The organism is Enterobacter cloacae complex sp. 402C9, from assembly GCF_050030745.1.
Taxonomy (GTDB): Bacteria; Pseudomonadota; Gammaproteobacteria; order Enterobacterales; family Enterobacteriaceae; genus Enterobacter; species Enterobacter intestinihominis.
In genome coordinates, this window is the sequence record NZ_JBLGUW010000001.1 from 1440392 (window position 1) to 1462195 (window position 21804).

The 21804-nt window shown below is 57.7% G+C and carries 20 protein-coding genes; 10 read left to right on the top strand and 10 right to left on the bottom strand.

Annotated elements, in window-relative coordinates; genetic code table 11:
* Window positions 1-253: 253 nt before the first annotated feature.
* The 6 genes from galM to modE form a co-directional block, all read right to left on the bottom strand.
* Complete coding sequence (gene galM, locus ACQG1K_RS06870; protein WP_058677412.1) at window positions 254-1297, bottom strand: galactose-1-epimerase; 1044 nt, start codon at window positions 1295-1297, stop codon at window positions 254-256.
* Window positions 1291-2439: a galactokinase gene (gene galK, locus ACQG1K_RS06875; RefSeq protein ID WP_023305717.1), complete on the bottom strand. Its 1149-nt coding sequence runs from the start codon at window positions 2437-2439 to the stop codon at window positions 1291-1293. The genes galM and galK overlap by 7 nt, the downstream gene beginning before the upstream one ends.
* A 2-nt stretch (window positions 2440-2441) precedes the next feature.
* A complete protein-coding gene (gene galT / locus ACQG1K_RS06880; protein WP_367075640.1) occupies window positions 2442-3488 on the bottom strand; it encodes a galactose-1-phosphate uridylyltransferase in 1047 nt (348 codons plus the stop codon).
* Window positions 3489-3497: 9 nt separating this feature from the next.
* Window positions 3498-4514 carry a UDP-glucose 4-epimerase GalE gene (galE, locus tag ACQG1K_RS06885; RefSeq protein WP_022647482.1) on the bottom strand — a complete coding sequence of 339 codons (1017 nt, stop codon included), beginning with the start codon at window positions 4512-4514 and terminating at the stop codon, window positions 3498-3500.
* 201 nt (window positions 4515-4715) lie between these two features.
* Window positions 4716-6188, bottom strand: a complete 1473-nt coding sequence (gene modF / locus ACQG1K_RS06890; RefSeq protein ID WP_108367312.1) for a molybdate ABC transporter ATP-binding protein ModF — start codon at window positions 6186-6188, stop codon at window positions 4716-4718.
* 67 nt (window positions 6189-6255) lie between these two features.
* Window positions 6256-7044 (bottom strand): molybdenum-dependent transcriptional regulator, encoded by a 789-nt coding sequence (modE, locus tag ACQG1K_RS06895; protein WP_022647484.1) that lies wholly within the window; start codon window positions 7042-7044, stop codon window positions 6256-6258.
* 127 nt (window positions 7045-7171) lie between these two features.
* Between modE and ACQG1K_RS06900 the strand changes: the two genes are divergently transcribed.
* The 4 genes from ACQG1K_RS06900 to modC all read left to right on the top strand — a co-directional run bounded on the left by ACQG1K_RS06900 (window position 7172) and on the right by modC (window position 10026).
* On the top strand, window positions 7172-7324 hold the full coding sequence (locus ACQG1K_RS06900; RefSeq protein ID WP_003858549.1) for an AcrZ family multidrug efflux pump-associated protein: 153 nt from the start codon (window positions 7172-7174) through the stop codon (window positions 7322-7324).
* A 178-nt stretch (window positions 7325-7502) separates the two neighbouring features.
* A complete protein-coding gene (gene modA, locus ACQG1K_RS06905; protein WP_367075636.1) occupies window positions 7503-8279 on the top strand; it encodes a molybdate ABC transporter substrate-binding protein in 777 nt (258 codons plus the stop codon).
* On the top strand, window positions 8276-8968 hold the full coding sequence (gene modB, locus ACQG1K_RS06910; protein ID WP_006809548.1) for a molybdate ABC transporter permease subunit: 693 nt from the start codon (window positions 8276-8278) through the stop codon (window positions 8966-8968). The genes modA and modB overlap by 4 nt, the downstream gene beginning before the upstream one ends.
* Window positions 8968-10026, top strand: coding sequence for a molybdenum ABC transporter ATP-binding protein ModC (modC, locus tag ACQG1K_RS06915; protein WP_017384950.1), 1059 nt, complete (start codon window positions 8968-8970; stop codon window positions 10024-10026). The genes modB and modC overlap by 1 nt, the downstream gene beginning before the upstream one ends.
* Here modC and ACQG1K_RS06920 read toward each other — a convergent pair whose 3' ends face one another.
* Window positions 10027-10845 carry a pyridoxal phosphatase gene (locus tag ACQG1K_RS06920; protein ID WP_232934292.1) on the bottom strand — a complete coding sequence of 273 codons (819 nt, stop codon included), beginning with the start codon at window positions 10843-10845 and terminating at the stop codon, window positions 10027-10029.
* Between the two features lie 119 nt (window positions 10846-10964).
* Between ACQG1K_RS06920 and pgl the strand changes: the two genes are divergently transcribed.
* Entirely contained in the window at window positions 10965-11960 is a 996-nt protein-coding gene (gene pgl / locus ACQG1K_RS06925) for a 6-phosphogluconolactonase (protein ID WP_367075634.1), read from the top strand.
* A 104-nt stretch (window positions 11961-12064) separates the two neighbouring features.
* Here pgl and ACQG1K_RS06930 read toward each other — a convergent pair whose 3' ends face one another.
* Window positions 12065-13348 (bottom strand): putative acyl-CoA thioester hydrolase, encoded by a 1284-nt coding sequence (locus ACQG1K_RS06930; RefSeq protein WP_017384948.1) that lies wholly within the window; start codon window positions 13346-13348, stop codon window positions 12065-12067.
* A gap of 223 nt (window positions 13349-13571) precedes the next feature.
* On the opposite strand from ACQG1K_RS06930, the gene hutI reads away from it, so the two are divergent.
* The 5 genes from hutI (at window position 13572) to hutH (ending at window position 19817) form a co-directional block, all read left to right on the top strand.
* Window positions 13572-14795: an imidazolonepropionase gene (gene hutI / locus ACQG1K_RS06935; protein WP_180243570.1), complete on the top strand. Its 1224-nt coding sequence runs from the start codon at window positions 13572-13574 to the stop codon at window positions 14793-14795.
* The gene (hutG, locus tag ACQG1K_RS06940) at window positions 14792-15730 is read left to right on the top strand and encodes a formimidoylglutamase (RefSeq protein ID WP_367075632.1); all 939 of its coding nucleotides are present in this window, start codon (window positions 14792-14794) and stop codon (window positions 15728-15730) included. Before hutI ends, hutG begins: the two co-directional genes overlap by 4 nt.
* Window positions 15731-15749: 19 nt before the next feature.
* Window positions 15750-16484, top strand: a complete 735-nt coding sequence (locus tag ACQG1K_RS06945; protein ID WP_032624629.1) for a histidine utilization repressor — start codon at window positions 15750-15752, stop codon at window positions 16482-16484.
* Between the two features lie 127 nt (window positions 16485-16611).
* Window positions 16612-18300 carry a urocanate hydratase gene (gene hutU / locus ACQG1K_RS06950; RefSeq protein ID WP_003858533.1) on the top strand — a complete coding sequence of 563 codons (1689 nt, stop codon included), beginning with the start codon at window positions 16612-16614 and terminating at the stop codon, window positions 18298-18300.
* Window positions 18297-19817 carry a histidine ammonia-lyase gene (gene hutH / locus ACQG1K_RS06955; RefSeq protein WP_426720892.1) on the top strand — a complete coding sequence of 507 codons (1521 nt, stop codon included), beginning with the start codon at window positions 18297-18299 and terminating at the stop codon, window positions 19815-19817. The genes hutU and hutH overlap by 4 nt, the downstream gene beginning before the upstream one ends.
* Window positions 19818-19920: 103 nt before the next feature.
* On the opposite strand, the gene ACQG1K_RS06960 is transcribed toward hutH, so the two are convergent.
* Both ACQG1K_RS06960 and bioA read right to left on the bottom strand, forming a co-directional pair.
* Complete coding sequence (locus ACQG1K_RS06960) at window positions 19921-20397, bottom strand: kinase inhibitor (protein WP_003858531.1); 477 nt, start codon at window positions 20395-20397, stop codon at window positions 19921-19923.
* A 47-nt stretch (window positions 20398-20444) separates the two neighbouring features.
* On the bottom strand, window positions 20445-21734 hold the full coding sequence (gene bioA / locus ACQG1K_RS06965) for an adenosylmethionine--8-amino-7-oxononanoate transaminase (protein WP_426720891.1): 1290 nt from the start codon (window positions 21732-21734) through the stop codon (window positions 20445-20447).
* Between the last annotated feature and the right edge of the window lie 70 nt (window positions 21735-21804).

A 21804-nucleotide genomic window follows, 5' to 3' on the forward strand; every position in this document is an offset into this window, starting at 1 on the left:
TGAATGATAACAATTCTCATTATATTGCCGTGACTGTGCCAGCAGCAACGCTTAACCCTAACCATAGCGAAAATAGTTCGAGAGTGTAAGATGCATGTGAATCCAGGGTTATGATTTTGTCTGCGATCGCCGCTATTTTCAGCAAGCTGAGCGGAAAAAAGCCCTCGCGGTGAGGGCCAGGCTTTTTGCCGGATGGCGCTTCGCTTATCCGGCCTACATTCGTAGGCCCGTGCACGCGTAGCGCCGCCGGACATTATGCGCGCGGAATGAAATGATACTCTGTGACGCTTACGTACTCTTCACCCGGACGCAGCACACAGTCAGGCTGCGGCCATTCAGGATGGTTAGGACTGTCCGGCAGGAACTCGCTCTCCAGCGCCAGACCTTGCCAGGCGGCGTAGTCGTTATGTTCACGCGCCGTGGTCCCCTCCAGGTAGTTACCGGAGTAGAACTGCAGGGCAGGGGCGGTGGTGTAGACCGTCATCTGTAACTTCTCATCCGCAGACCAGACCTGTGCGGCAGGTTGAGAAAGATCGCCTTTCGCCTGCAACAGGAAAGCGTGGTCGTAGCCTTTCACCTTGCGCTGATCGTCATCACTCAGGAAATCCTGGGCGATGGTTTTCGGCTGACGGAAATCAAAGCTATTACCGCTTACCGGTTTCAGCCCCTGATAAGGGATCCCCATCTCATCGACCGGCAGATACGCGTCCGCCAGGATCTGGAGTTTGTGGCTGCGGACATCGGTCTGATTGCCGTCAAGGTTGAAATAGGCGTGGTTAGTCAGGTTGACCGGACACGGCTTGTCGACGGTCGCGCGGTACTCAATGGCGATACGATTATCTTCGGTCAGGGTAAAGCGTGCGGTTGCGGTGAGATTGCCCGGGAAGCCCTGGTCTCCGTCGAGGGAGTCCAGAGAAAACCAGACCTCACGGTCATTTTGCTGCACAATCTTCCAGCGACGTTTATCAAACCCTTCCGGGCCGCCGTGCAGCTGATTTTCACCCTGGCTGGCAAGCAGGGAATAGGTTACGCCGTCCAGCGTAAACCGGCTTCTGGCGATGCGGTTGGCGTAGCGGCCTATGGATGCGCCCAGAAAAGCGGTCTGCTCGATATACTGCTCGGGCGATGCGCAGCCGAGCAGGGTTTCGCGCACGCTGCCGTCAGGCATTGGTACGCGGGCAGAAAGTAACGTTGCGCCCCAGTCCATCAGCGTAACCACCATCCCGGCGCTGTTGCGCAGGGTCAACAGGCGATACGGCAGACCATCCGGTGCGAGAGTAGGTGTTTCGTTTAGCACTGTCCGGCTCCTTGTGATGCTTTGCAGACATAGAAAGTTTCTTTGATGCCCGTTTTGGCTTCGTACTGTTTAGCCACCGCGTCCTGAATGGCAGGGACCAGCTCTTCCGGCACCAGGGCGACGACACAGCCGCCAAATCCACCCCCGGTCATACGCACGCCGCCTTTGTCGCCAATCGTGGCTTTCACAATTTCAACCAGGGTGTCGATTTGTGGCACGGTGATTTCAAAATCGTCGCGCATGGAGGCATGCGATTCGGCCATCAGCTCGCCCATCCGTTTCAGGTCACCTTTCGCCAGCGCGGAGGCGGCTTCTACGGTACGGGCATTTTCCGTCAGCACGTGACGCACGCGCTTAGTGACAACCGGATCCAGTTCGTGGGCAACCTTGTTAAATTCGTCAAGTGAGACATCACGCAGGGCTGGCTGCTGGAAGAAGCGCGCGCCGGTTTCACACTGCTCGCGGCGGGTGTTGTACTCGCTCCCCACCAGGGTGCGTTTGAAGTTGCTGTTGATGATCACCACAGCCGCACCTTTTGGCAGTGGAACCGCTTTGGTCCCGAGGGAGCGGCAGTCAATCAGCAAAGCATGTTCTTTCTTGCCCAGCGCGGAAATCAGCTGATCCATAATGCCGCAGTTGCAGCCCACGAACTGGTTTTCCGCTTCCTGACCGTTGAGGGCGATCTGCGCCCCGTCCAGCGGCAGATGATAAAGCTGCTGGAACACGGTGCCGACCGCCACTTCCAGCGATGCGGAAGAGCTTAATCCCGCGCCCTGCGGCACGTTGCCGCTGATCACCAGATCGGCCCCGCCGAAATTCTTGTTACGCTTCAGAAGATGCTTCACCACGCCGCGAACATAGTTCGACCACTGCTGGCTGTCGTGGGTCACGATCGGTGCATCAAGGGAAAATTCGTCAATTTCGTTGCCGTAATCCGCGGCGATCACTCGCACGTTACGATCTGAACGTTTCGCGCAGGCGATCACCGTCTGGTAGTCGATGGCACACGGCAGGACAAAACCGTCGTTATAGTCGGTGTGCTCGCCGATCAGATTAACGCGGCCTGGCGCCTGGATAATATGGGTGGCAGGGTAGCCAAATTTTTCAGCAAACAGGGATTGTGTTTTATCTTTCAGACTCATTTTTAAACTCCTGATTCGCGGTAATGGACGTCGCTAACGGCACGCAGGCGTTCTGCCGCCTGTTCCGCCGTCAGGTCGCGCTGGGTTTCCGCCAGCATTTCATAGCCCACCATGAATTTACGTACCGTCGCAGAACGCAGCAGCGGCGGATAGAAGTGTGCATGTAACTGCCAGTGTTGATTCTCTTCGCCGTTAAACGGCGCACCGTGCCAGCCCATGGAGTAGGGGAAGGAACACTGGAACAGGTTGTCGTAGCGGCTGGTCAGTTTTTTCAGCGCCAGGGCAAGGTCGTCTCGCTGGGCGTCGCTGAGGTCCGTAATACGCTGAACATGGGCCTTTGGCAGCAGCAGCGTTTCAAACGGCCACGCCGCCCAGTAAGGGACTACCGCAAGCCAGTGCTCGGTTTCCACCACAGTGCGGCTGCCGTCCGCCAGTTCACGCTGGGTGTAATCCACCAGCATCGGCGAACCGTTCTGGGCGAAATAGGCTTTTTGCAGCCGGTCTTCACGTTCGGCTTCGTTCGGCAGGAAGCTGTTCGCCCAGATCTGACCGTGCGGGTGCGGGTTAGAGCAGCCCATCGCCGCGCCTTTATTTTCAAATACCTGCACCCACGGATAGGTCTGGCCCAGCTCCGCCGTTTGCGCCTGCCAGGTGCTGACCACCTCTTTCAGCGCCTCAACGCTCAGCTCCGGCAGCGTTTTGCTGTGATCGGGAGAGAAGCAGATCACGCGGCTGGTGCCGCGGGCGCTTTCGCAGCGCATCAGCGTGTCATGGCTTTCCGGCGCGTCCGGCGTATCGGTCATCAGCGCCGCAAAATCGTTAGTGAAAACGAAGGTGCCCTTGTAGGTCGGGTTTGTATCGCCCGTCACGCGCGTGTTGCCCGGACAGAGGAAGCAGTCCGGATCGTGCTGTGGCAGCGACTGTTTTGCAGGCGTCTCTTGCGCCCCCTGCCAGGGGCGCTTGGCGCGATGCGGTGAAACTAAAATCCATTGCCCGCTGAGCGGGTTAAAACGACGATGCGGGTGATCGACGGGATTGAATTGCGTCATGACAAATCCTTAATCCGGATAACCCTGCGGATGGCGTGACTGCCAGTGCCAGGTATCCTGTGCCATTTCATCAAGCGTGCGGGTAACACGCCAGTTAAGCTCTTTATCCGCTTTGGTGGCATCGGCCCAGTAAGCCGGGAGGTCGCCATCACGACGCGGCGCGAAGTGATACTTCACTGGCTTGCCGCAGGCTTTACTGAAGGCATTCACCACATCCAGCACGCTGCTGCCGACGCCGGCGCCGAGGTTGTAAATATGCACGCCCGGTTTATCCGCCAGCTGCTGCATCGCCGCCACGTGGCCGTCGGCCAGATCCATCACGTGAATGTAATCGCGCACGCCGGTGCCGTCTTCGGTGGGATAATCGTTACCAAAAATCGCCAGGGAGTCGCGACGCCCTACGGCAACCTGCGCGATATACGGCATCAGGTTATTTGGAATGCCCTGCGGATCTTCACCCATGTCGCCTGACGGATGCGCGCCAACCGGGTTGAAGTAGCGCAGCAGCGCGATGCTCCACTCAGGCTGGGCTTTTTGCAGGTCGGTCAGGATCTGCTCTACCATCAGCTTGCTTTTGCCATACGGGCTTTGTGGCGTACCGGTCGGGAAGCTTTCAACGTAAGGAATTTTTGGCTGATCGCCGTAGACGGTCGCGGAAGAGCTGAAGATAAAGTTTTTCACGTTTGCCGCACGCATGGCGGAGATCAGACGCAGGGTACCGTTGACGTTGTTGTCGTAGTACTCAAGCGGTTTTGCTACCGATTCGCCCACCGCTTTCAGGCCCGCGAAGTGGATAACGGTTTCAATCGCGTGATCGTGAAGGATTTCAGTCATCAATGCTTCATTGCGGATATCGCCTTCCACGAAAGTCGGCTGTTTACCCGCAAGGCGTTCAATGACCGGCAGCACGCTGCGCTTACTGTTGCACAGGTTATCAAGAATGACGACATCGTGGCCGCTTTGCAGAAGTTGTACGCAGGTATGACTTCCTATGTAACCGCTACCACCTGTTACCAGAACTCGCATATTTCGCTCCATTAGGCTTATGGTATGAATTAACCATAGCATATCAGAGACGCGAAAAGTGTGACATGGGATAAAATAGTGGTATCGTTTACACTGGTTTTCACAGGCGCTTTTTCACAGACTGAGTGCATTGTAGATCAAAGAGATAGAGATGTATTGTTGCAGGTTGTCTGAAAAGCGGAGGGCAGCGCCCTCCACGCGTTAATCGATTTTGCTCAGCAGGTAGCGGTAATGCTCGCCGTCAGGCACAAATTCCAGCCGATGGGTGATGCAGGATGGGGCATCCTCAGCATGGTGGGAGACAAACAGCAGCTGGGTTTCACCTTCGCTAATCAGGACATCCACAAAGCGGCGGATCAGCTGACGGTTGAGGGGATCCAGCCCCTGCAACGGTTCATCAAGAATCAGCAGAGTAGGATGCTTAACCAGCGCGCGGACGATCAATGCCAGCCGCTGCTGCCCCCACGACAGGCTGTGGAATGGCGCATCGGCTACCCGGTTGTCCATACCCAGAATATCCAGCCACTGCTGCGCCAGCTTGTGCTGCTTGTCGGATACCGCCTGATAAATACCAATGGAGTCGAAGAAGCCAGAGAGGATCACGTTTCGCACCGTAGTGCTCACCCGGTAGTCCAGATGCAGGCTGCTGCTAACATAACCGATATGCTTTTTGATATCCCAGATGGTTTCCCCGCTGCCGCGGCGGCGGCCGAAGAGGGTCAAATCGTTGCTGTAACCCTGCGGGTGATCGCCAGTGATCAGGCTTAGCAGCGTGGATTTACCCGCCCCGTTGGGGCCGACGATCTGCCAGTGCTCACCAGGATTAACCGTCCAGCTGAGATGATTAAGAATAGGGCGATCGTCGTAAGCAACCACCCCATCGCGCAGCACAATGCGCGGCTGGTCAGGATCCAGCCCGTGGCGTGCCGAAGGGGCATCCGGCTCCGGCAGCGCAATACCGTCCAGTTTCTCGCTGTGGGCCAGCTGTGCAATTAGCGCCTGCCGGAGCAGTACGGCTTTCTCGCCGGTTTCGGTCAGGCTACAGTCCGCCAGCACGCCCGCGTAATGTACGAAATCCGGGATCTCATCAAAGCGGTTAAGGACCAGCACAAGGGTGTATCCCTGCTGGTTAAGCGACGCCAGCAACGCTGCCAGCTGCGCGCGGGACTGCACATCCAGTCCGTCAAACGGTTCATCCAGAATCAGGAGTTCCGGCTCGCTCATTAGCGCCTGGCAAAGCAGCGTTTTGCGCGTCTCGCCGGTAGAGAGATATTTAAAGCGGCGGTTAAGCAGGGCGGTAATGCCAAATTGCTCCGCCAGCTGCTGACAGCGGGCAGGATCTTTTATCTCATCCTGGATAATGTCCGCCGTCGTGCGGCCGGTATCTTCTTCGCCGGGGCTGAGCAAATCGGTATTGTTACGCTGCCACTCATCGCTGACAAGCTTTTGCAGCTGTTCAAAGGAAAGGCGCGTCAGGCGGGTAAAGGTGCACTGACGCTCACCCTTCAGCTGGGTTAATTCACCCGACAGGGCGCGGGCCAGCGCCGATTTTCCGCTGCCGTTCGTGCCCACAAACGCCCAGCTTTCTCCGGCGCGTAAGGTTAATTCTGGCAACAATAAGGTACGGGTATCGCTAAGACGAAACGTGCCTTGCGAAATATGCAATGATGACATGTGTTATCCCATTTTTTGCAGCAACAGATGTCAGGGATACTCAGTGTTGGTGGGGTTGTCAATGCGCTTAGCACAATGTGGCGATAATTACCCGGTCTGCATTGAAATATGCGGTCACCACAGCACCTTCATCTAATTCGGTCGCGTCGTTCACCGGAACGGTGGCGCAGAGCGACTGTCCATCCGGCAGGGTCATCAGCACTTCACACTGTTCTGCGCCGCGCTCGATGTGGCTGATACGCCCGCGTAGCTGGTTGTCGGCCTCGGCGGCCTGCTCAGGGTTAAGCGTGATGCTGATCCAGGGCGCTTTGAGTAATACCAGCACTTCCTGACCTTCGTTCAGCCCGAGGCGTTGACCGCTTTGCGCGGTGATGGCGGCTTTCAGGCGCGTTGTGCCGTCCGCGAGCAGGATCTCAATATGCTCCTGCACCTGCGAATGATCGCGCCCCGTCACCGTACCAAACCATTGGTTGCGGGCGCTGGTCTGCAAAGAGAAACGGGAGATGGCGCCCAGCAGGCTGTCCAGCGGCAGGTTGTCGTCATCGCTCAGCACATCAAATGCTTTTTGCTGGATCTGCGCCAGTAAGTCATAGAGCTGGATCAGGCGTTGCCCGTAACGCGTCAACACGGCACCGCCGCCGCCTTTTCCGCCGGTGGCGCGCTCTACCAGCGTTTGTTCGCTCAGGGTGTTCATGTCGTTAATCGCATCCCAGGCGCTTTTATAGCTGATGCCGGCGTTTTTGGCTCCCTGGCTAATCGAGCCAGTTTGTTCTATTTGTTTTAACAGGGCGATGCGTCGCGGATCGGCGAAAAGCTTCTGCTGAAGTCGTAGGGTAAGGAGAATTTCGGCCTGCATAACAATGTCCCGGCAAAAAGGTTATTGTGACCCAAATGTCCGGGTGCGGAAAGCGCACCGCACAAAAGGGGATGTTTTTCTTACTTTTCAGGGTAGAATAAGCCGTTCACAAGATCTGGAGAAAACCATGTTAGAGTTGTTGAAAAGTCTGGTATTCGCGGTAATCATGGTGCCAGTAGTGATGGCTATCATCCTCGGTGCCATCTACGGCCTGGGTGAAGTGTTCAACGTCTTTTCGAACATTGGTCATCGTCGTGACCAGCCTAAAAAGCAGCAATGATTTCCTCCAAAACGCCCGGCCAACCCGGGCGTTTTGCTCTCAAGTTTATTCCTCTCCCGCCGATATCTTTTACAACGTTCCTTGAGTTTACGCATTAATGGGTACGATTTAGCGCTAGGAACGCCTGCGATATGTCGTTATATTTGTTTGTATATAACGATACGCACAGGAGCTTCAAATGGCACGTTCATGGGTACGCCTTTTCGCAGGGGCAACGCTGACTCTCTCACTCACCGGCCACGCGCTGGCGGATGAAGGAATAATCACGGTCTTTGCGGCGGCGTCGCTGACTAACGCGATGCAGGATATTGCTGCGGTATACAAAAAAGAGAAAAACGTCGAGGTCGTTTCGTCGTTTGCCTCCTCGTCCACGCTGGCCCGCCAGATCGAAGCGGGGGCTCCGGCTGATCTGTTCATCTCTGCCGATCAGAAATGGATGGACTACGCGGTGGAGAAAAAATCTGTTGATACGGCTAGCCGCGAAACCCTGCTGGGAAATAGCCTGGTGGTGGTCGCGCCCGCAAACAGCAAGCAGGGCGACATCGCCATCAACAAACAGACGGACTGGACCCGTCTGCTCAACGGTGGCCGTCTGGCGGTAGGCGATCCGGAGCATGTTCCTGCCGGGATTTATGCGAAAGAAGCGCTACAAAAACTGGGCGCATGGGAGACCTTATCGCCGAAGCTGGCTCCCGCAGAAGATGTGCGCGGCGCGCTGGCGCTGGTGGAGCGTAACGAAGCCCCACTCGGGATCGTTTACGGCTCCGATGCCGTCGCCAGTAAAGGTGTGAAGGTGGTCGGTACCTTCCCGGAAGACTCGCATAAGAAAGTAGAATATCCTGTTGCGATAGTTGATGGACATAAAAATGCGACCGTGACGGCCTTCGTTGACTACCTGAAGGGGCCTGAAGCGTCCGCTATCTTTAAACGTTACGGATTTACGACTCACGAATGATATTGACCGAACCTGAATGGCAGGCCGTGCTGCTGAGCCTGAAAGTCTCTTCCCTGGCGGTTGCGCTGAGTTTGCCCTTTGGGGTGTTCTTTGCCTGGTTACTGGTTCGCGTGAAGTTTCCAGGCAAAGCCCTGCTCGACAGTGTTCTCCATCTTCCGCTCGTGTTACCGCCTGTGGTGGTCGGCTATCTGCTGCTGATCTCCATGGGGCGACGCGGTTTTATCGGCGAATGGCTGTACGACTGGTTCGGCCTGACCTTTGCTTTCAGCTGGCGCGGCGCGGTTCTGGCCGCGGCAGTAATGTCCTTCCCGCTAATGGTGCGCGCTATCCGCCTGGCGCTGGAAGGGGTGGATATCCGGCTAGAGCAGGCCGCCCGCACGCTGGGCGCAGGCCGCTGGCGGGTATTCCTGACCATTACGCTTCCGCTCACCTTACCGGGCATTATCGTCGGTACGGTGTTAGCCTTCGCCCGCTCACTGGGTGAGTTCGGCGCGACCATCACCTTTGTGTCCAACATTCCCGGCGAGACGCGGACCATCCCGTCGGCCATGTATACCCTGATTCAAACCCCGGGTGGCGAAGGTGCGGCGGCCCGGCTGTGTATTATTTCGATTGTACTCGCCCTGGTCTCGCTGCTGGTGTCTGAATGGCTGGCGCGCCTCAGCCGTGAACGGATGGGGAAACCGTGATGCTGGAACTCAACTTTACGCAAACCCTGGGCAGCCACACTCTGACGCTTAACGAAACGCTGCCTGCCAGCGGTATCACCGCCATTTTTGGCGTTTCCGGGGCAGGGAAAACGTCGCTGATTAATGCGATTAGCGGCCTGACGCGTCCCCAGTCTGGCAGAATTGTGTTAAATAACCGCGTCTTAAACGACGCGGAGAAGAAGGTCTGCCTGTCACCGGATAAGCGCCGCATCGGCTATGTGTTTCAGGATGCGCGCCTGTTTCCGCACTACAGCGTGCGCGGAAATCTGCGCTATGGCATGGCAAAAAGCATGGCCGGACAGTTCGATAAGCTGGTGGCGCTGCTGGGCATCGAACCGCTGCTCGATCGTCTCCCGTCTTCGCTGTCGGGTGGTGAAAAACAGCGCGTGGCGATTGGCCGCGCCCTGTTAACCGCGCCGGAATTGTTGCTGCTGGATGAGCCGCTGGCCTCGCTGGATATTCCGCGCAAGCGCGAGTTGCTGCCGTATCTGCAACGTCTGGCGCGGGAAATCAACGTGCCCATGCTGTACGTCAGCCATTCGCTGGATGAGATCTTACATCTGGCCGACAAAGTGCTGGTGCTGGAGGCGGGCAGGGTGAAGGCATTCGGCAATCTGGAAGAGGTATGGGGCAGCAGCGTTATGCATCCGTGGCTGCCAAAGGAGCAGCAGAGCAGCATTCTGAAGGTGAGCGTGCTGGAGCACCATCCACATTATGCGATGACCGCGCTGGCGCTGGGTGACCAGCATTTGTGGGTGAATAAAATCGATACGCCGATTCAGTCCACGTTACGGATCCGTATTCAGGCGTCGGATGTCTCCCTGGTGCTGCAACCGCCGCTGCAAACCAGTATCCGCAATATTTTGCGCGCAAAAGTGGCGCAGTGTTTTGATGATAACGGCCAGGTGGAAGTGCAACTGGAAGTGGGCAACAGAACGCTGTGGGCGCGCATCAGCCCGTGGGCCAGGGATGAGTTAGGCATCAAGCCTGGCCTGTGGCTTTACGCGCAAATCAAGAGCGTCTCTATCACCGCCTGATTACAGCAGGTGGGTATAAATATACTGCGCGATGCTGTCGGTGGTGTTATCGCCAATCACCACGTCAGCACGCGCTTTCACCGCATCATCGGCGTTGCCCATCGCCACGCCCGTTCCGGCCGCTTCCAGCATGCTGATGTCGTTATAGTTATCGCCGAAGGCAATCACGTCCTGCATTGACCAGCCCTGTGACTCAACGAACTGGGTCAGACGCTTTCCTTTGCTGTTGCCTTTACGGGCGATATCCACCTGATCGTGCCAGGACCATTCACATTCCAGACCCAGCGTATGCTCGACATGTTTTGCGAAGGTGTTCAGTTTGGCGGTGTCTTCATCGGTCAGGGCAAATTTCCAGATTGCCTGGACGTCTTCCGCCGCCTGGCGCAGGGAGGAAACCTGAGTGAACACCGGTCGCTGCGCTTCCGGCAAAGACAGGGCCCAGTTGCTGGTGCGGATCACATGGCCGGTAGGGCGTTCATACAGCATGGCGTTATCCACATACATCAGGCCATGAATCGCGTGCTCATCCAGTAAATCAATCAATTGCAGCGCCTGCGGAACGGGAAGCGGATCAGAGGTTAAAACCTTTTTTGCCTGATAATCATACAAATAAGTGCCATTACAACAAATTGCAGGTGTATCTAAGCCCAGTGCCTGATAAAAAGGATGAATGGCTACGTGATGTCGACCCGTTACGATGAGAAGTTGATACCCCGCTTCCCGGGCTCGTTTGAGGGCCTCAAGAGAAGAGGGGAGCAGGGTTTTCTGAGGGGTAAGCAGTGTTCCGTCTAAATCCAGGGCAATCACTCGCGAGGTCATTTTTTCTTCCGGGTTAATGTTGAATTTAAGGTCTGTCGGGATGGTACACCGAGAGCGGAACCCTGCAAAATCCCGGACTACAATTCAGCATTCACCGTTAAAAATAATCAGGAGTATTCATGAAACAAACCGTTTATACCGCCAGTCCTGAAAGTCAGCAGATCCATGTCTGGCGTTTGAATACAGAAGGTTCGCTTACGCTGGTTCAGGTTGTTGATGTGCCAGGCCAGGTGCAGCCGATGGTCGTCAGCCCGGATAAACGTTTTCTTTATGTCGGGGTACGCCCGGAATTCCGCGTACTCGCATACCGCATCTCCCCGGATGACGGCGCGCTGACCTATACCGCAGAAGCGCCGCTGCCGGGCAGCCCGACCCATATTTCTACCGACCATAAAGGCAACTTTATCTTCAGCGGCTCCTACAATGCAGGCTGCGTGAGCGTCACCCGCCTGGAAGACGGTATTCCCGTTGAAACCGTCGACGTGGTAGAAGGGCTTGAAGGTTGCCACTCCGCCAACATTTCGCCGGATAACCGCACGCTGTGGGTGCCAGCGCTGAAGCAGGATCGCATCTGCCTGTTTACCCTGAGCGATGACGGTCATCTGGTCGCGCAGAGCCCGGCGGAAGTCACCACCGTGGAAGGCGCAGGCCCGCGCCATATGGTCTTCCACCCGAATCAGCAGTATGCCTATGTCGTTAACGAGCTGAACAGCTCGGTAGATGTCTGGGAGCTGAACGATCCTAACGGGCAGATCGAGTGCGTACAGACGCTGGACATGATGCCAGCAGATTTCTCCGACACACGCTGGGCGGCAGACATTCACATCACGCCGGATGGCCGCCACCTGTATGCCTGTGACCGTACCTCCAGTCTGATCACCATCTTCAGCGTCTCTGAAGACGGCAGCGTTCTGGCAGTTGAGGGCTTCCAGCCGACAGAAACCCAGCCGCGCGGCTTTAATGTCGACCACAGCGGCAAATACCTGATTGCGGCGGGGCAGAAATCCCACCACATCGCGCTCTATGAAATCAAAGGCGTGCAGGGTCTACTGGAAGAGAAAGGACGCTATGCGGTCGGACAAGGGCCGATGTGGGTTGTAATGAACGCTCACTGATCCGTAGACGAAAAAAAAACCTCGCACATGCGAGGTTTTTTTATGCGTGGTTAATGCATGAGGTAGGCCGGGTAAGGCGTAGCCGCCACCCGGCAGCAGGTATTTTACTGCTTCGGTTCAGCAACCACTTTGCTACCCAGACCGCGGTTGTTGTATTCCCACATGCGGTTGAAGTTAGCGTCGTTCAGGTTACGCTGCACGTTGTCTTTATCATCCACCGTGCCGGTGTTGCCGGAGAAAGGACGTTTCGAGATCGCCGCATCCGCCCACGGTTTCGCCATGTTAAAGCCTTCGTTAATCACGCTGTCGCGGATCACGACCTGGCCGTTAGTGGCGGAGTCCACGTCCAGAGAGCGGCCAAGCTGCGCCACGCCATCGCCAGCAGCAGTAAAGCGGCTATTCACGGCCAGGAAGCCATAGAACAGATTGGACTGCGTGGCCGGGGCAAAGACGTAACCTTCCTGCTGCGTACGTGAATTCACCACGCGGAAGTCGGTGTTATCAAATACCACCGCGCCGCGACCGGAGACCATATCCACGTCGCCTTCAATGTAGCTGTTGGTGACCAGAGTACGCGTCAGACGATTGTTCTGAAGGGTATTCTGCACGCCGCTGTTGGTCACGAAGAAGGTATTCTGGCGGCCCAGGATATTGACGTTGTTAATCTGTACCTTGTCGCCATCGCTACGCAGCGCCACGGCCTGGTGATTACCGGCGTCAACGCTGTCGCCCAGGGTGTTCTGAATGGTCAGGTTCTGCAATTGCAGGCCGTTGTTCTGTGACCAGAATACTGCCGAGCACATCACGCCAATGGTGGCGGCACGTTTGCGCTGGCAGTTATCAAACATATACCACGCCGGTTTACCTGGCATGTATTTACCGGCCGGGTTCACCAGATGGCGCCAGGTGGTGCTGTCGATCTCTGAATCAATCGCCAGGCCAATTTTCACGTCGACCGCTTTTTCGCCAAGTCCGTAAAGCGTAATGCTTCCCGGTGCAGCCGGAACATAAACGGTTCCTTCGTATTCACCCGGCAGGATGGCAATGTACTGACGAGATGCGCTGTGTTTGGTGATTGCGGCATCAACAGCTGCCTGAATTGAGGTGTGCGTAACGCCCTCTGCTCCGGCCGGGCCGACAACGAAGTCTGGCTGTTTCGGCAGGTTAATAGAAGAAGGCGTCCATGGGGCTGCATTGGGATCCATCGCCGAGAAATAGTGCGCACGGGTGAAGTTCTTCGCTTCAGCCGCTGACAGGATCGGACGGGAAGCGGTGCCCGGAGCAACCTGCTCAGAAGGTTGCTGATCCGGTGGTGTTGAACTGCAAGCGGATAAAGTCACGCCAAAGGCGAGTGCCAACGCCAGACGGGAAATCCTGGAAATATTCAAGGTAATGCTCCTGGGTATGCAAGTCTTATCTGAATAGACGAAATAGCCTGCTTTTTTATACTAAGTTGAGCGAAACGGGAAGATAAAAACGGGAAAAGTTGCATTTTTGCCCGCAGGCGACGGGAAAGTCATCACAAATAAATAACATTTTCCTGCAAGGCGGTTGACAGCAGGTGACAGATGAAAATAAATGTCTATACAACCCATGACAAGCGGAAGGCACATGCAGCAGCTTCATCCCGATGATGTGATATGGCGAAATGCGCGACTGGCGACCCTGGCGACAGGTGAGCCGGAACCCTACGGCCTGAAAGAACAACATGCCCTCGTCGTGCGCGGCCAGACGATTGCGGCCGTTATTCCTGAAGCCGAGATCCCCTCCGGGCATCGTCAGTGTGTCGATCTCGACGGGCGTCTGGTTACTCCCGGCCTGATCGATTGCCACACCCATCTGGTGTTCGGCGGCGATCGCGCAGCGGAATGGGAACAACGGCTTAACGGCGTGTCGTATCAGACCATCAGCGCGCAGGGCGGCGGTATTAACGCCACGGTCACGGCGACCCGCAACAGTTCGCCGGAAATGCTCCTGACGGTGGCACAGCAGCGGCTCCAGCGGCTGATGAATGAAGGCGTAACGACCGTTGAAATCAAATCGGGATACGGACTGAATGCCCAGGCCGAAGAGAAAATGCTGCTGGTTGCCCGCCAGCTCAGCCTGAACAATCTGGTCGATATCAGCCCGACGCTGCTGGCCGCGCACGCCGTTCCTGCCGAGTACCGACAGGATCCGGATGCCTATCTCACGCTGGTCTGTGAGCAGATCATGCCCACGCTGTGGCAAAAAGAGTTATTTGAAGCGGTGGACGTGTTTTGTGAAAACGTCGGCTTTACCCCGGCGCAAACCGAGCGCCTGTTTCAGGCCGCCGCCGCGCTCGGGATACCGGTTAAAGGGCATGTAGAGCAGCTGTCGAATCTGGGCGGCGCGGCGCTGGTCAGCCAGTATAAGGGGCTGTCGGCCGATCATATTGAGTATCTCGATGATGCAGGTATTCAGGCGATGGCGCAAAGCGGCACGGTGGCGGTATTGCTCCCCGGCGCGTTCTATTTTCTTCAGGAGCGCCAGCGTCCACCGGTGGCGCAGCTCAGAGAGCAGGGCGTGCCGATGGCGGTGGCTACCGACTACAACCCGGGCACCAGCCCGTTTGCCAGCCTGCATCTGGCAATGAACATGGCCTGCGTCCAGTTTGGCCTCACGCCGGAAGAGGCCTGGGCTGGCGTGACGCGGCATGCGGCGCAGGCGCTAGGTCGTGGCGCGACGCACGGGCAGTTAAAGCCCGGTTATGTGGCTGATTTCGTCGTCTGGGAGGCGAATCATCCGGTTGAGATGGTTTACGAGCCGGGGCGGAATCCTTTATATCAACGCGTGTTTCGGGGGCAGGTAGCGTGAAATTGTGGCATCCCGTTTCCCCGCACGTCTGGCAGGGTCGTGACGACAGCGCCGAATCCAGCACCGCGAAACGTCTCTTCCAGACCATAAAGCAGCGCGAACACTTTGCACCCGTGCCGTCAGGCATCGCCCTGCTGGGCTTTGAATGTGATGAAGGGGTTAAGCGTAACCAGGGCAGGCCCGGTGCTGCACAGGCTCCCGATGTGCTGCGCGGCGCGCTGGCGAATATGGCGAGCCATCAGGGGCATGCGCGCCTCGTGGATATGGGCTCCATTTTTGTTGAAGGCAATGCGCTGGAGGCGGCACAGCAGGCGCTGAGCGAGGCCATTACCGCGTGCCAGCAATCCGGGATGCGTACTCTGGTTTTCGGCGGTGGACATGAAACCGCCTGGGCGCACGGGCGCGGCGTGCTGGATGCCTTTCCGAACGATCGCATTGCGGTGATCAACCTGGATGCGCACCTCGATTTGCGTAAGGCTGAACGGGCTACGTCCGGCACGCCGTTCCGCCAGCTGGCGCACTACTGCGCGTCGCAGTCGCGGTCGTTTCACTACGCCTGCCTGGGGGTAAGCCGTGCGGCGAATACCCAGGCGCTGTGGGAGGAAGCTGAACGGTTGAACGTGATGCTGGTTGAAGATCTCGATTTTCGCCGGGATGCGCTATCCGCGCTGGATAGCGTGCTTGCGCAGGCAGACCGGGTTTATCTCACCATAGACCTTGATGTGCTGCCCGCCGCAGAAATGCCCGCCGTATCCGCCCCTGCGGCGTTGGGGATCCCGGCGCTGGATCTGTTCCCGGTGATTGAGCGTATCTGCCGAAGCGGTAAACTACAGGCGGCGGATCTGGTGGAATATAATCCGCACTACGACCGGGACGGTCAGGGGGCGAAGCTTGCCGCCCAACTGGCCTGGCAAATTGCTCACTGGTGGGCATAACAACATTCAAGGAGTCATGATGTTTTCACGCTCGCCCCTGCCGCAGCCGAGCCCTCCCGCGCCTTTTTACGAAAAGGTGAAGCAGGCGATCAGCGAAAAAATTGCTGCCGGCGTCTGGCGTCCGCACGACCGTATTCCCTCCGAAGCTGAACTGGTCGCGCAGTTTGGCTTTAGTCGAATGACCATTAACCGGGCGCTGCGGGAACTGACCGATGAAGGGTTGCTGGTGCGTTTGCAGGGTGTCGGAACCTTTGTCGCCGAGCCAAAAGGACAGTCGGCGCTGTTTGAAATCCGCAGCATTGCCGATGAAATTGCCGCCCGCAACCATCAGCACCACTGCGAAGTGCTGGTGCTTGAAGAGACGCAGGCCAGCGCCGAACAGGCCATTGAGCTGAACGTTAATGAGGGCACCCGGATCTTCCATTCGGTGATGGTGCATTATGAGAACGATATTCCGGTCCAGATTGAAGATCGCTGCGTCAACGCGGAGCGGATCCCGGACTACCTGAACCAGGATTACACCCAAACCACACCGCATGCGTATCTCTCGCTCGTCGCCCCGCTGACGGAAGGGGAGCATATCGTGGAGGCCGTGCGCGCCACGCCTCAGGAGTGCGAGTTGTTGCGTATTAAAGAGCACGATCCCTGCCTGCTGATCCGCCGTCGTACCTGGTCGTCCTCGCAAATTGTGTCGCATGCGAAGCTGCTATTCCCGGGGAATCGCTACCGGTTGCAGGGCCACTTTATGTCATAAGTTTTATAAGCGTGATCGCTAACGCAATATAGCAAAATTGTATCTTTTTTGTTAAATCCGACCTTGTGTGTGCTTGTCTATACAAGTATATCTAAATGCATCACCTGTCCCTTATGAGGAACACACAATGTCGTCAGATAAATACCGCAAGCAGGATGTCCGCGCCGCGCGCGGCACCACGCTCACCGCAAAAAGCTGGCTCACCGAAGCACCGCTGCGCATGTTGATGAACAACCTTGATCCTGAGGTAGCAGAAAATCCCCATGAGCTGGTGGTCTACGGCGGCATTGGTCGCGCCGCACGCAACTGGGCGTGCTATGACGCGATTGTCGAGTCTTTGACGAATCTCGAAAACGACGAAACGCTGCTGGTGCAATCCGGCAAGCCGGTTGGCGTATTCAAAACCCATAAAAATGCGCCCCGTGTGCTGATTGCCAACTCCAACCTGGTGCCGCACTGGGCGACGTGGGAACACTTCAACGAGCTGGACGCAAAAGGGCTGGCCATGTACGGCCAGATGACCGCGGGTAGCTGGATCTACATCGGCAGCCAGGGGATTGTGCAGGGCACCTATGAAACCTTCGTGGAAGCGGGCCGACAGCACTATAACGGCTCACTGAAAGGCCGCTGGGTGCTCACCGCCGGACTGGGCGGCATGGGCGGCGCGCAGCCGCTGGCCGCGACGCTGGCGGGCGCGTGCTCCCTGAACATTGAGTGCCAGCAGAGCCGCATCGATTTCCGTCTGCGTACCCGCTATGTTGATGAACAGGCCGACAACCTCGATGACGCGCTGGCGCGCATCAAAAAGTACACCGCTGAAGGCAAAGCCGTGTCGGTTGCCCTGTGCGGCAACGCGGCGGATATTCTACCGGAACTGGTGGCGCGCGGCGTGCGTCCGGATCTGGTCACCGACCAGACCAGCGCTCACGATCCGCTTCATGGTTACCTGCCAAAAGGCTGGACGTGGGAAGATTACCAGCAAAAAGCGGAAACCGATCCTGAGGGCACGGTACTGGCGGCTAAACGCGCCATGGCGGAACACGTCTCCGCGATGCTCGCCTTCAGTAAGATGGGGATTCCGACCTTTGATTACGGGAATAACATCCGCCAGATGGCGAAAGAGATGGGGGTGAATAACGCCTTTGATTTCCCCGGCTTCGTGCCCGCCTATATTCGTCCGCTGTTCTGCCGCGGCATCGGGCCGTTCCGCTGGGTTGCCCTCTCCGGCGACCCGGAGGATATCTACAAAACCGACGCCAGAGTAAAAGAGATTGTCGCCGACGACGAACATCTGCACCGCTGGCTGGACATGGCGCGCGAGCGCATTAATTTCCAGGGCCTGCCAGCGCGTATCTGCTGGGTCGGGCTGGAGTGGCGGCAAAAACTCGGCCTCGCCTTTAACGAAATGGTGCGCAGCGGCGAAGTCTCCGCGCCGATCGTCATTGGCCGCGACCACCTGGACTCCGGCTCTGTCGCCAGTCCGAACCGTGAAACCGAAGCCATGCGCGACGGCTCGGATGCGGTCTCCGACTGGCCGCTGCTGAATGCCCTGCTGAACACCGCCAGCGGCGCAACCTGGGTGTCGCTGCACCACGGCGGCGGCGTCGGGATGGGCTTCTCCCAGCACTCCGGGATGGTCATCGTCTGTGACGGTACCGACGAAGCGGCGGCACGTATTGCTCGCGTGCTGCATAACGACCCGGCAACCGGCGTGATGCGCCACGCGGATGCGGGTTACGAGATTGCCATTGATTGTGCCAAAGAGCAGGGCCTGAACCTGCCGATGATCCCCGCCACACAAGGAAAGCCTGCATGAACGCGTTAACACTTACTCCCGGCTCTTTGTCGCTCAAACAGCTGCGTCACGTCTGGCGTCAGCCGGTGACAATCGCCCTTGATGAAAGCGCCCACCGTGCCATTAATGACAGCGTGGCCTGCGTGGAGGCGATTGTAGCGGAGGGGCGCACCGCCTACGGCATCAATACCGGGTTTGGCCTGCTGGCACAGACCCGCATTGCCACGCACGATCTGGAGAATTTACAGCGTTCGCTGGTGCTCTCGCACGCGACGGGCGTTGGCCAGCCGCTGGACGATGAGATCGTCCGCCTGATGATGGTGTTGAAAATCAACAGCCTGGCGCGTGGGTTTTCCGGCATTCGTCTGAGCGTGATCCAGGCGCTGATGGTGCTGGTGAATGCTGAAGTTTATCCGTGGATCCCGGCGAAGGGCTCCGTCGGAGCTTCCGGCGATCTGGCACCGCTGGCGCATATGTCGCTGCTCCTGCTGGGTGAAGGCAAGGCGCGCTGGCAAGGGGAGTGGCTGCCTGCGAAAGAGGCGCTGAAAAAAGCCGGCTTAGCGCCGATCACCCTCGCGGCAAAAGAAGGGCTGGCGCTGCTCAACGGCACGCAGGCGTCGACGGCCTTTGCGCTGCGCGGCCTGTTTGAAGCGGAAGATCTGTTCGCCTCCGCGGTGGTGTGTGGTGCGCTGACCACTGAAGCGGTGCTCGGCTCGCGTCGTCCGTTCGATGCCCGCATCCACGAGGTGCGCGGCCAGCGTGGTCAGATTGATGCCGCAGCCATGTACCGCCACGTACTTACCGATACCAGCGACATTGCCGATTCGCATCACAACTGCGAGAAGGTGCAGGATCCGTATTCTCTGCGCTGCCAGCCGCAGGTGATGGGCGCATGCCTGACACAGCTTCGCCAGGCGGCAGAAGTGCTGCTGGTGGAGGCCAATGCGGTGTCCGACAACCCACTGGTGTTTGCTCAGGAAAACGAGGTGGTCTCCGGCGGCAACTTCCACGCCGAGCCGGTGGCGATGGCCGCAGATAATATCGCGCTGGCGATTGCCGAAATCGGAGCCTTGTCCGAGCGTCGAATCGCACTAATGATGGATAAACACATGTCCCAGCTGCCGCCATTCCTGGTGCGCAACGGCGGCGTGAACTCGGGCTTTATGATCGCCCAGGTCACCGCCGCAGCACTGGCAAGCGAAAACAAAGCCCTGTCGCATCCGCACAGCGTGGACAGCCTGCCAACGTCAGCAAATCAGGAAGATCACGTTTCGATGGCCCCGGCTGCCGGGCGTCGACTGTGGGAGATGGCCTCCAACACCCGCGGCGTGCTGGCGGTGGAATGGCTGGCGGCGTGTCAGGGTATTGATTTACGCGAAGGGCTAAAATCCAGCCCGCTGCTGGAGCAGGCGCGTCATACGCTGCGCGAGCACGTTACGCACTACGATGAGGACCGCTTCTTTGCGCCGGATATTGATAAGGCGATACAGCTTCTGGAAGAAGAAACCCTTGCAGGATTGCTACCTTCCGTGCTGTGATTTTTACCCTCACCCTAACCCTCTCCCACAGGGAGAGGGAATTGTTAGGTTTTCTCCCTCTCCCTGTGGGAGAGGGCCGGGGTGAGGGCATCAGCCCGCACGATTATGAATACATCGCCGTAATCGACGCGCTGCCCAGCGAATGGAAATGGACGTTAAAGCCTACCATTGCCCCGCTCGCCCCTTCGTCAACCTCAATCTTGTCCACATCCAGCGCGTGCACCGTGAAGATATAGCGGTGCGTTTCCCCTTTTGGCGGCGCCGCGCCGCCGTAGCCCGCTTTGCCAAAGTCCGTGCGGGTCTGAATCGCACCGTCGGGCAGGGCAACCAGATCGGAACCGGAACCCTGCGGCAGCACGCGGGTGTCGGCGGGCAGGTTTGCCACGATCCAGTGCCACCAGCCCGAGCCGGTTGGCGCATCCGGATCGTAGCAGGTTACGACAAAACTTTTAGTTCCCGCTGGTACATCGTCCCACGCCAGATGGGGAGAGATATTATCTCCCTGATAACCCATCCCGTTAAACACGTGACGTTCCGGCAGCTTTTCGCCGTCGCGCAAATCTTTACTGATGATTTTCATCCTATTTCCCTCGTTACTCACTCATTCAGAAAGTGTAACGCATGGGGTTAAATCGTGAAATGCGCTGATATGTTAACGGCTTTAACCACTGCTCCGGTCAGCTTGTGGAGCTGATCCGGAGAAATGCTGTACGGCGGCATGAGGTAAATCAGCTTACCGAAAGGTCGCACCCAAACGCCCTGGTCAACGAAGAAGCGCTGCAACGCGGCCATGTTCACCGGATGCGTTGTCTCGATCACCCCGATGGCGCCCAGCACGCGGACGTCCGCGACGTATTCCGCATCCGCCGCCGCGCTTAGCTGCTGCTTCAGCTGCGCCTCAATCGCCGCCACCTGCGTCTGCCACTCGCCGCTCTCCAGAATGGCGAGGCTTTCGCTTGCCACGGCGCAGGCCAGCGGGTTGCCCATAAACGTCGGGCCGTGCATAAAGCAGCCCGCGTCGCCGTCGCTGATGGTGTCGGCAACCTGGCGGGTGGTGAGCGTGGCGGAGAGCGTCATGGTGCCGCCGGTGAGCGCTTTCCCCAGGCACAGAATATCCGGCGCGATCCCCGCATGCTCGCAGGCAAACAGCTTCCCGGTACGACCAAAGCCGGTGGCGATCTCATCGGCAATCAGCAAAATTCCTTCGCGGTCGCACATCTTCCGAATGCGCTTCAGCCACTCGGGGTGATACATCCGCATTCCGCCCGCGCCCTGCACAATCGGTTCGAGAATAACGGCGGCAATCTCGTGGCGATGGGCCGCCATCAACCGCGCGAAGCCCACCATGTCCATCTCGTCCCATTCGCCGTCGAAGCGGCTCTGCGGGGCTGGCGCAAACAGGTTTTCCGGCAGGTAGCCTTTCCACAGGCTGTGCATGGAGTTGTCCGGATCGCACACCGACATCGCCCCGAAGGTGTCGCCGTGATAGCCGTTGCGGAAGGTGAGGAACCGCTGGCGCGCTTCGCCCTTCGCATGCCAGTACTGCAACGCCATTTTCATCGCCACTTCCACGGCCACCGAGCCGGAATCAGCCAGGAAAACACACTCCAGCGATTCAGGCGTCATCGCTACCAGGCGACGGCATAAATCCACCGCGGGCTGATGCGTGATCCCGCCAAACATCACGTGTGACATCTGGTCAATCTGCGCTTTCATCGCCGCGTTCAGACGCGGGTGGTTGTAGCCATGGATCGCCGCCCACCAGGAGGACATCCCGTCAACAAGCCGCTCGCCGCTGGCGAGATGCAGCTCGCAGCCGTGGGCCGAGGCTACCGGATAGACGGGAAGGGGGCGGGTCGTGGAGGTGTAAGGGTGCCAGATATGCTGCTTGTCGAAGGTGAGATCGTCCTGGGTCATAATCGACTTGTAAACCATTTTGAAAAGTTTTAGGTTTACAAGTATAAACCGAACCGACAATTAACAAAAC

Bases quoted from the DNA above. Each gene is read 5' to 3' on its own strand.
- galE (WP_022647482.1), bottom strand. From the start codon at position 4,514: ATGCGAGTTCTGGTAACAGGTGGTAGCGGTTACATAGGAAGTCATACC.
- modA (WP_367075636.1), top strand. From the start codon at position 7,503: ATGGCACGTTCATGGGTACGCCTTTTCGCAGGGGCAACGCTGACTCTC.
- ACQG1K_RS06945 (WP_032624629.1), top strand. From the start codon at position 15,750: ATGTTTTCACGCTCGCCCCTGCCGCAGCCGAGCCCTCCCGCGCCTTTT.
- bioA (WP_426720891.1), bottom strand. From the start codon at position 21,734: ATGACCCAGGACGATCTCACCTTCGACAAGCAGCATATCTGGCACCCT.
- hutI (WP_180243570.1), top strand. From the start codon at position 13,572: ATGCAGCAGCTTCATCCCGATGATGTGATATGGCGAAATGCGCGACTG.
- ACQG1K_RS06960 (WP_003858531.1), bottom strand. From the start codon at position 20,397: ATGAAAATCATCAGTAAAGATTTGCGCGACGGCGAAAAGCTGCCGGAA.
- hutH (WP_426720892.1), top strand. From the start codon at position 18,297: ATGAACGCGTTAACACTTACTCCCGGCTCTTTGTCGCTCAAACAGCTG.
- ACQG1K_RS06900 (WP_003858549.1), top strand. From the start codon at position 7,172: ATGTTAGAGTTGTTGAAAAGTCTGGTATTCGCGGTAATCATGGTGCCA.
- modE (WP_022647484.1), bottom strand. From the start codon at position 7,044: ATGCAGGCCGAAATTCTCCTTACCCTACGACTTCAGCAGAAGCTTTTC.
- modF (WP_108367312.1), bottom strand. From the start codon at position 6,188: ATGTCATCATTGCATATTTCGCAAGGCACGTTTCGTCTTAGCGATACC.
- ACQG1K_RS06920 (WP_232934292.1), bottom strand. From the start codon at position 10,845: ATGACCTCGCGAGTGATTGCCCTGGATTTAGACGGAACACTGCTTACC.
- modC (WP_017384950.1), top strand. From the start codon at position 8,968: ATGCTGGAACTCAACTTTACGCAAACCCTGGGCAGCCACACTCTGACG.
- galT (WP_367075640.1), bottom strand. From the start codon at position 3,488: ATGACGCAATTCAATCCCGTCGATCACCCGCATCGTCGTTTTAACCCG.
- modB (WP_006809548.1), top strand. From the start codon at position 8,276: ATGATATTGACCGAACCTGAATGGCAGGCCGTGCTGCTGAGCCTGAAA.
- galK (WP_023305717.1), bottom strand. From the start codon at position 2,439: ATGAGTCTGAAAGATAAAACACAATCCCTGTTTGCTGAAAAATTTGGC.
- pgl (WP_367075634.1), top strand. From the start codon at position 10,965: ATGAAACAAACCGTTTATACCGCCAGTCCTGAAAGTCAGCAGATCCAT.
- hutU (WP_003858533.1), top strand. From the start codon at position 16,612: ATGTCGTCAGATAAATACCGCAAGCAGGATGTCCGCGCCGCGCGCGGC.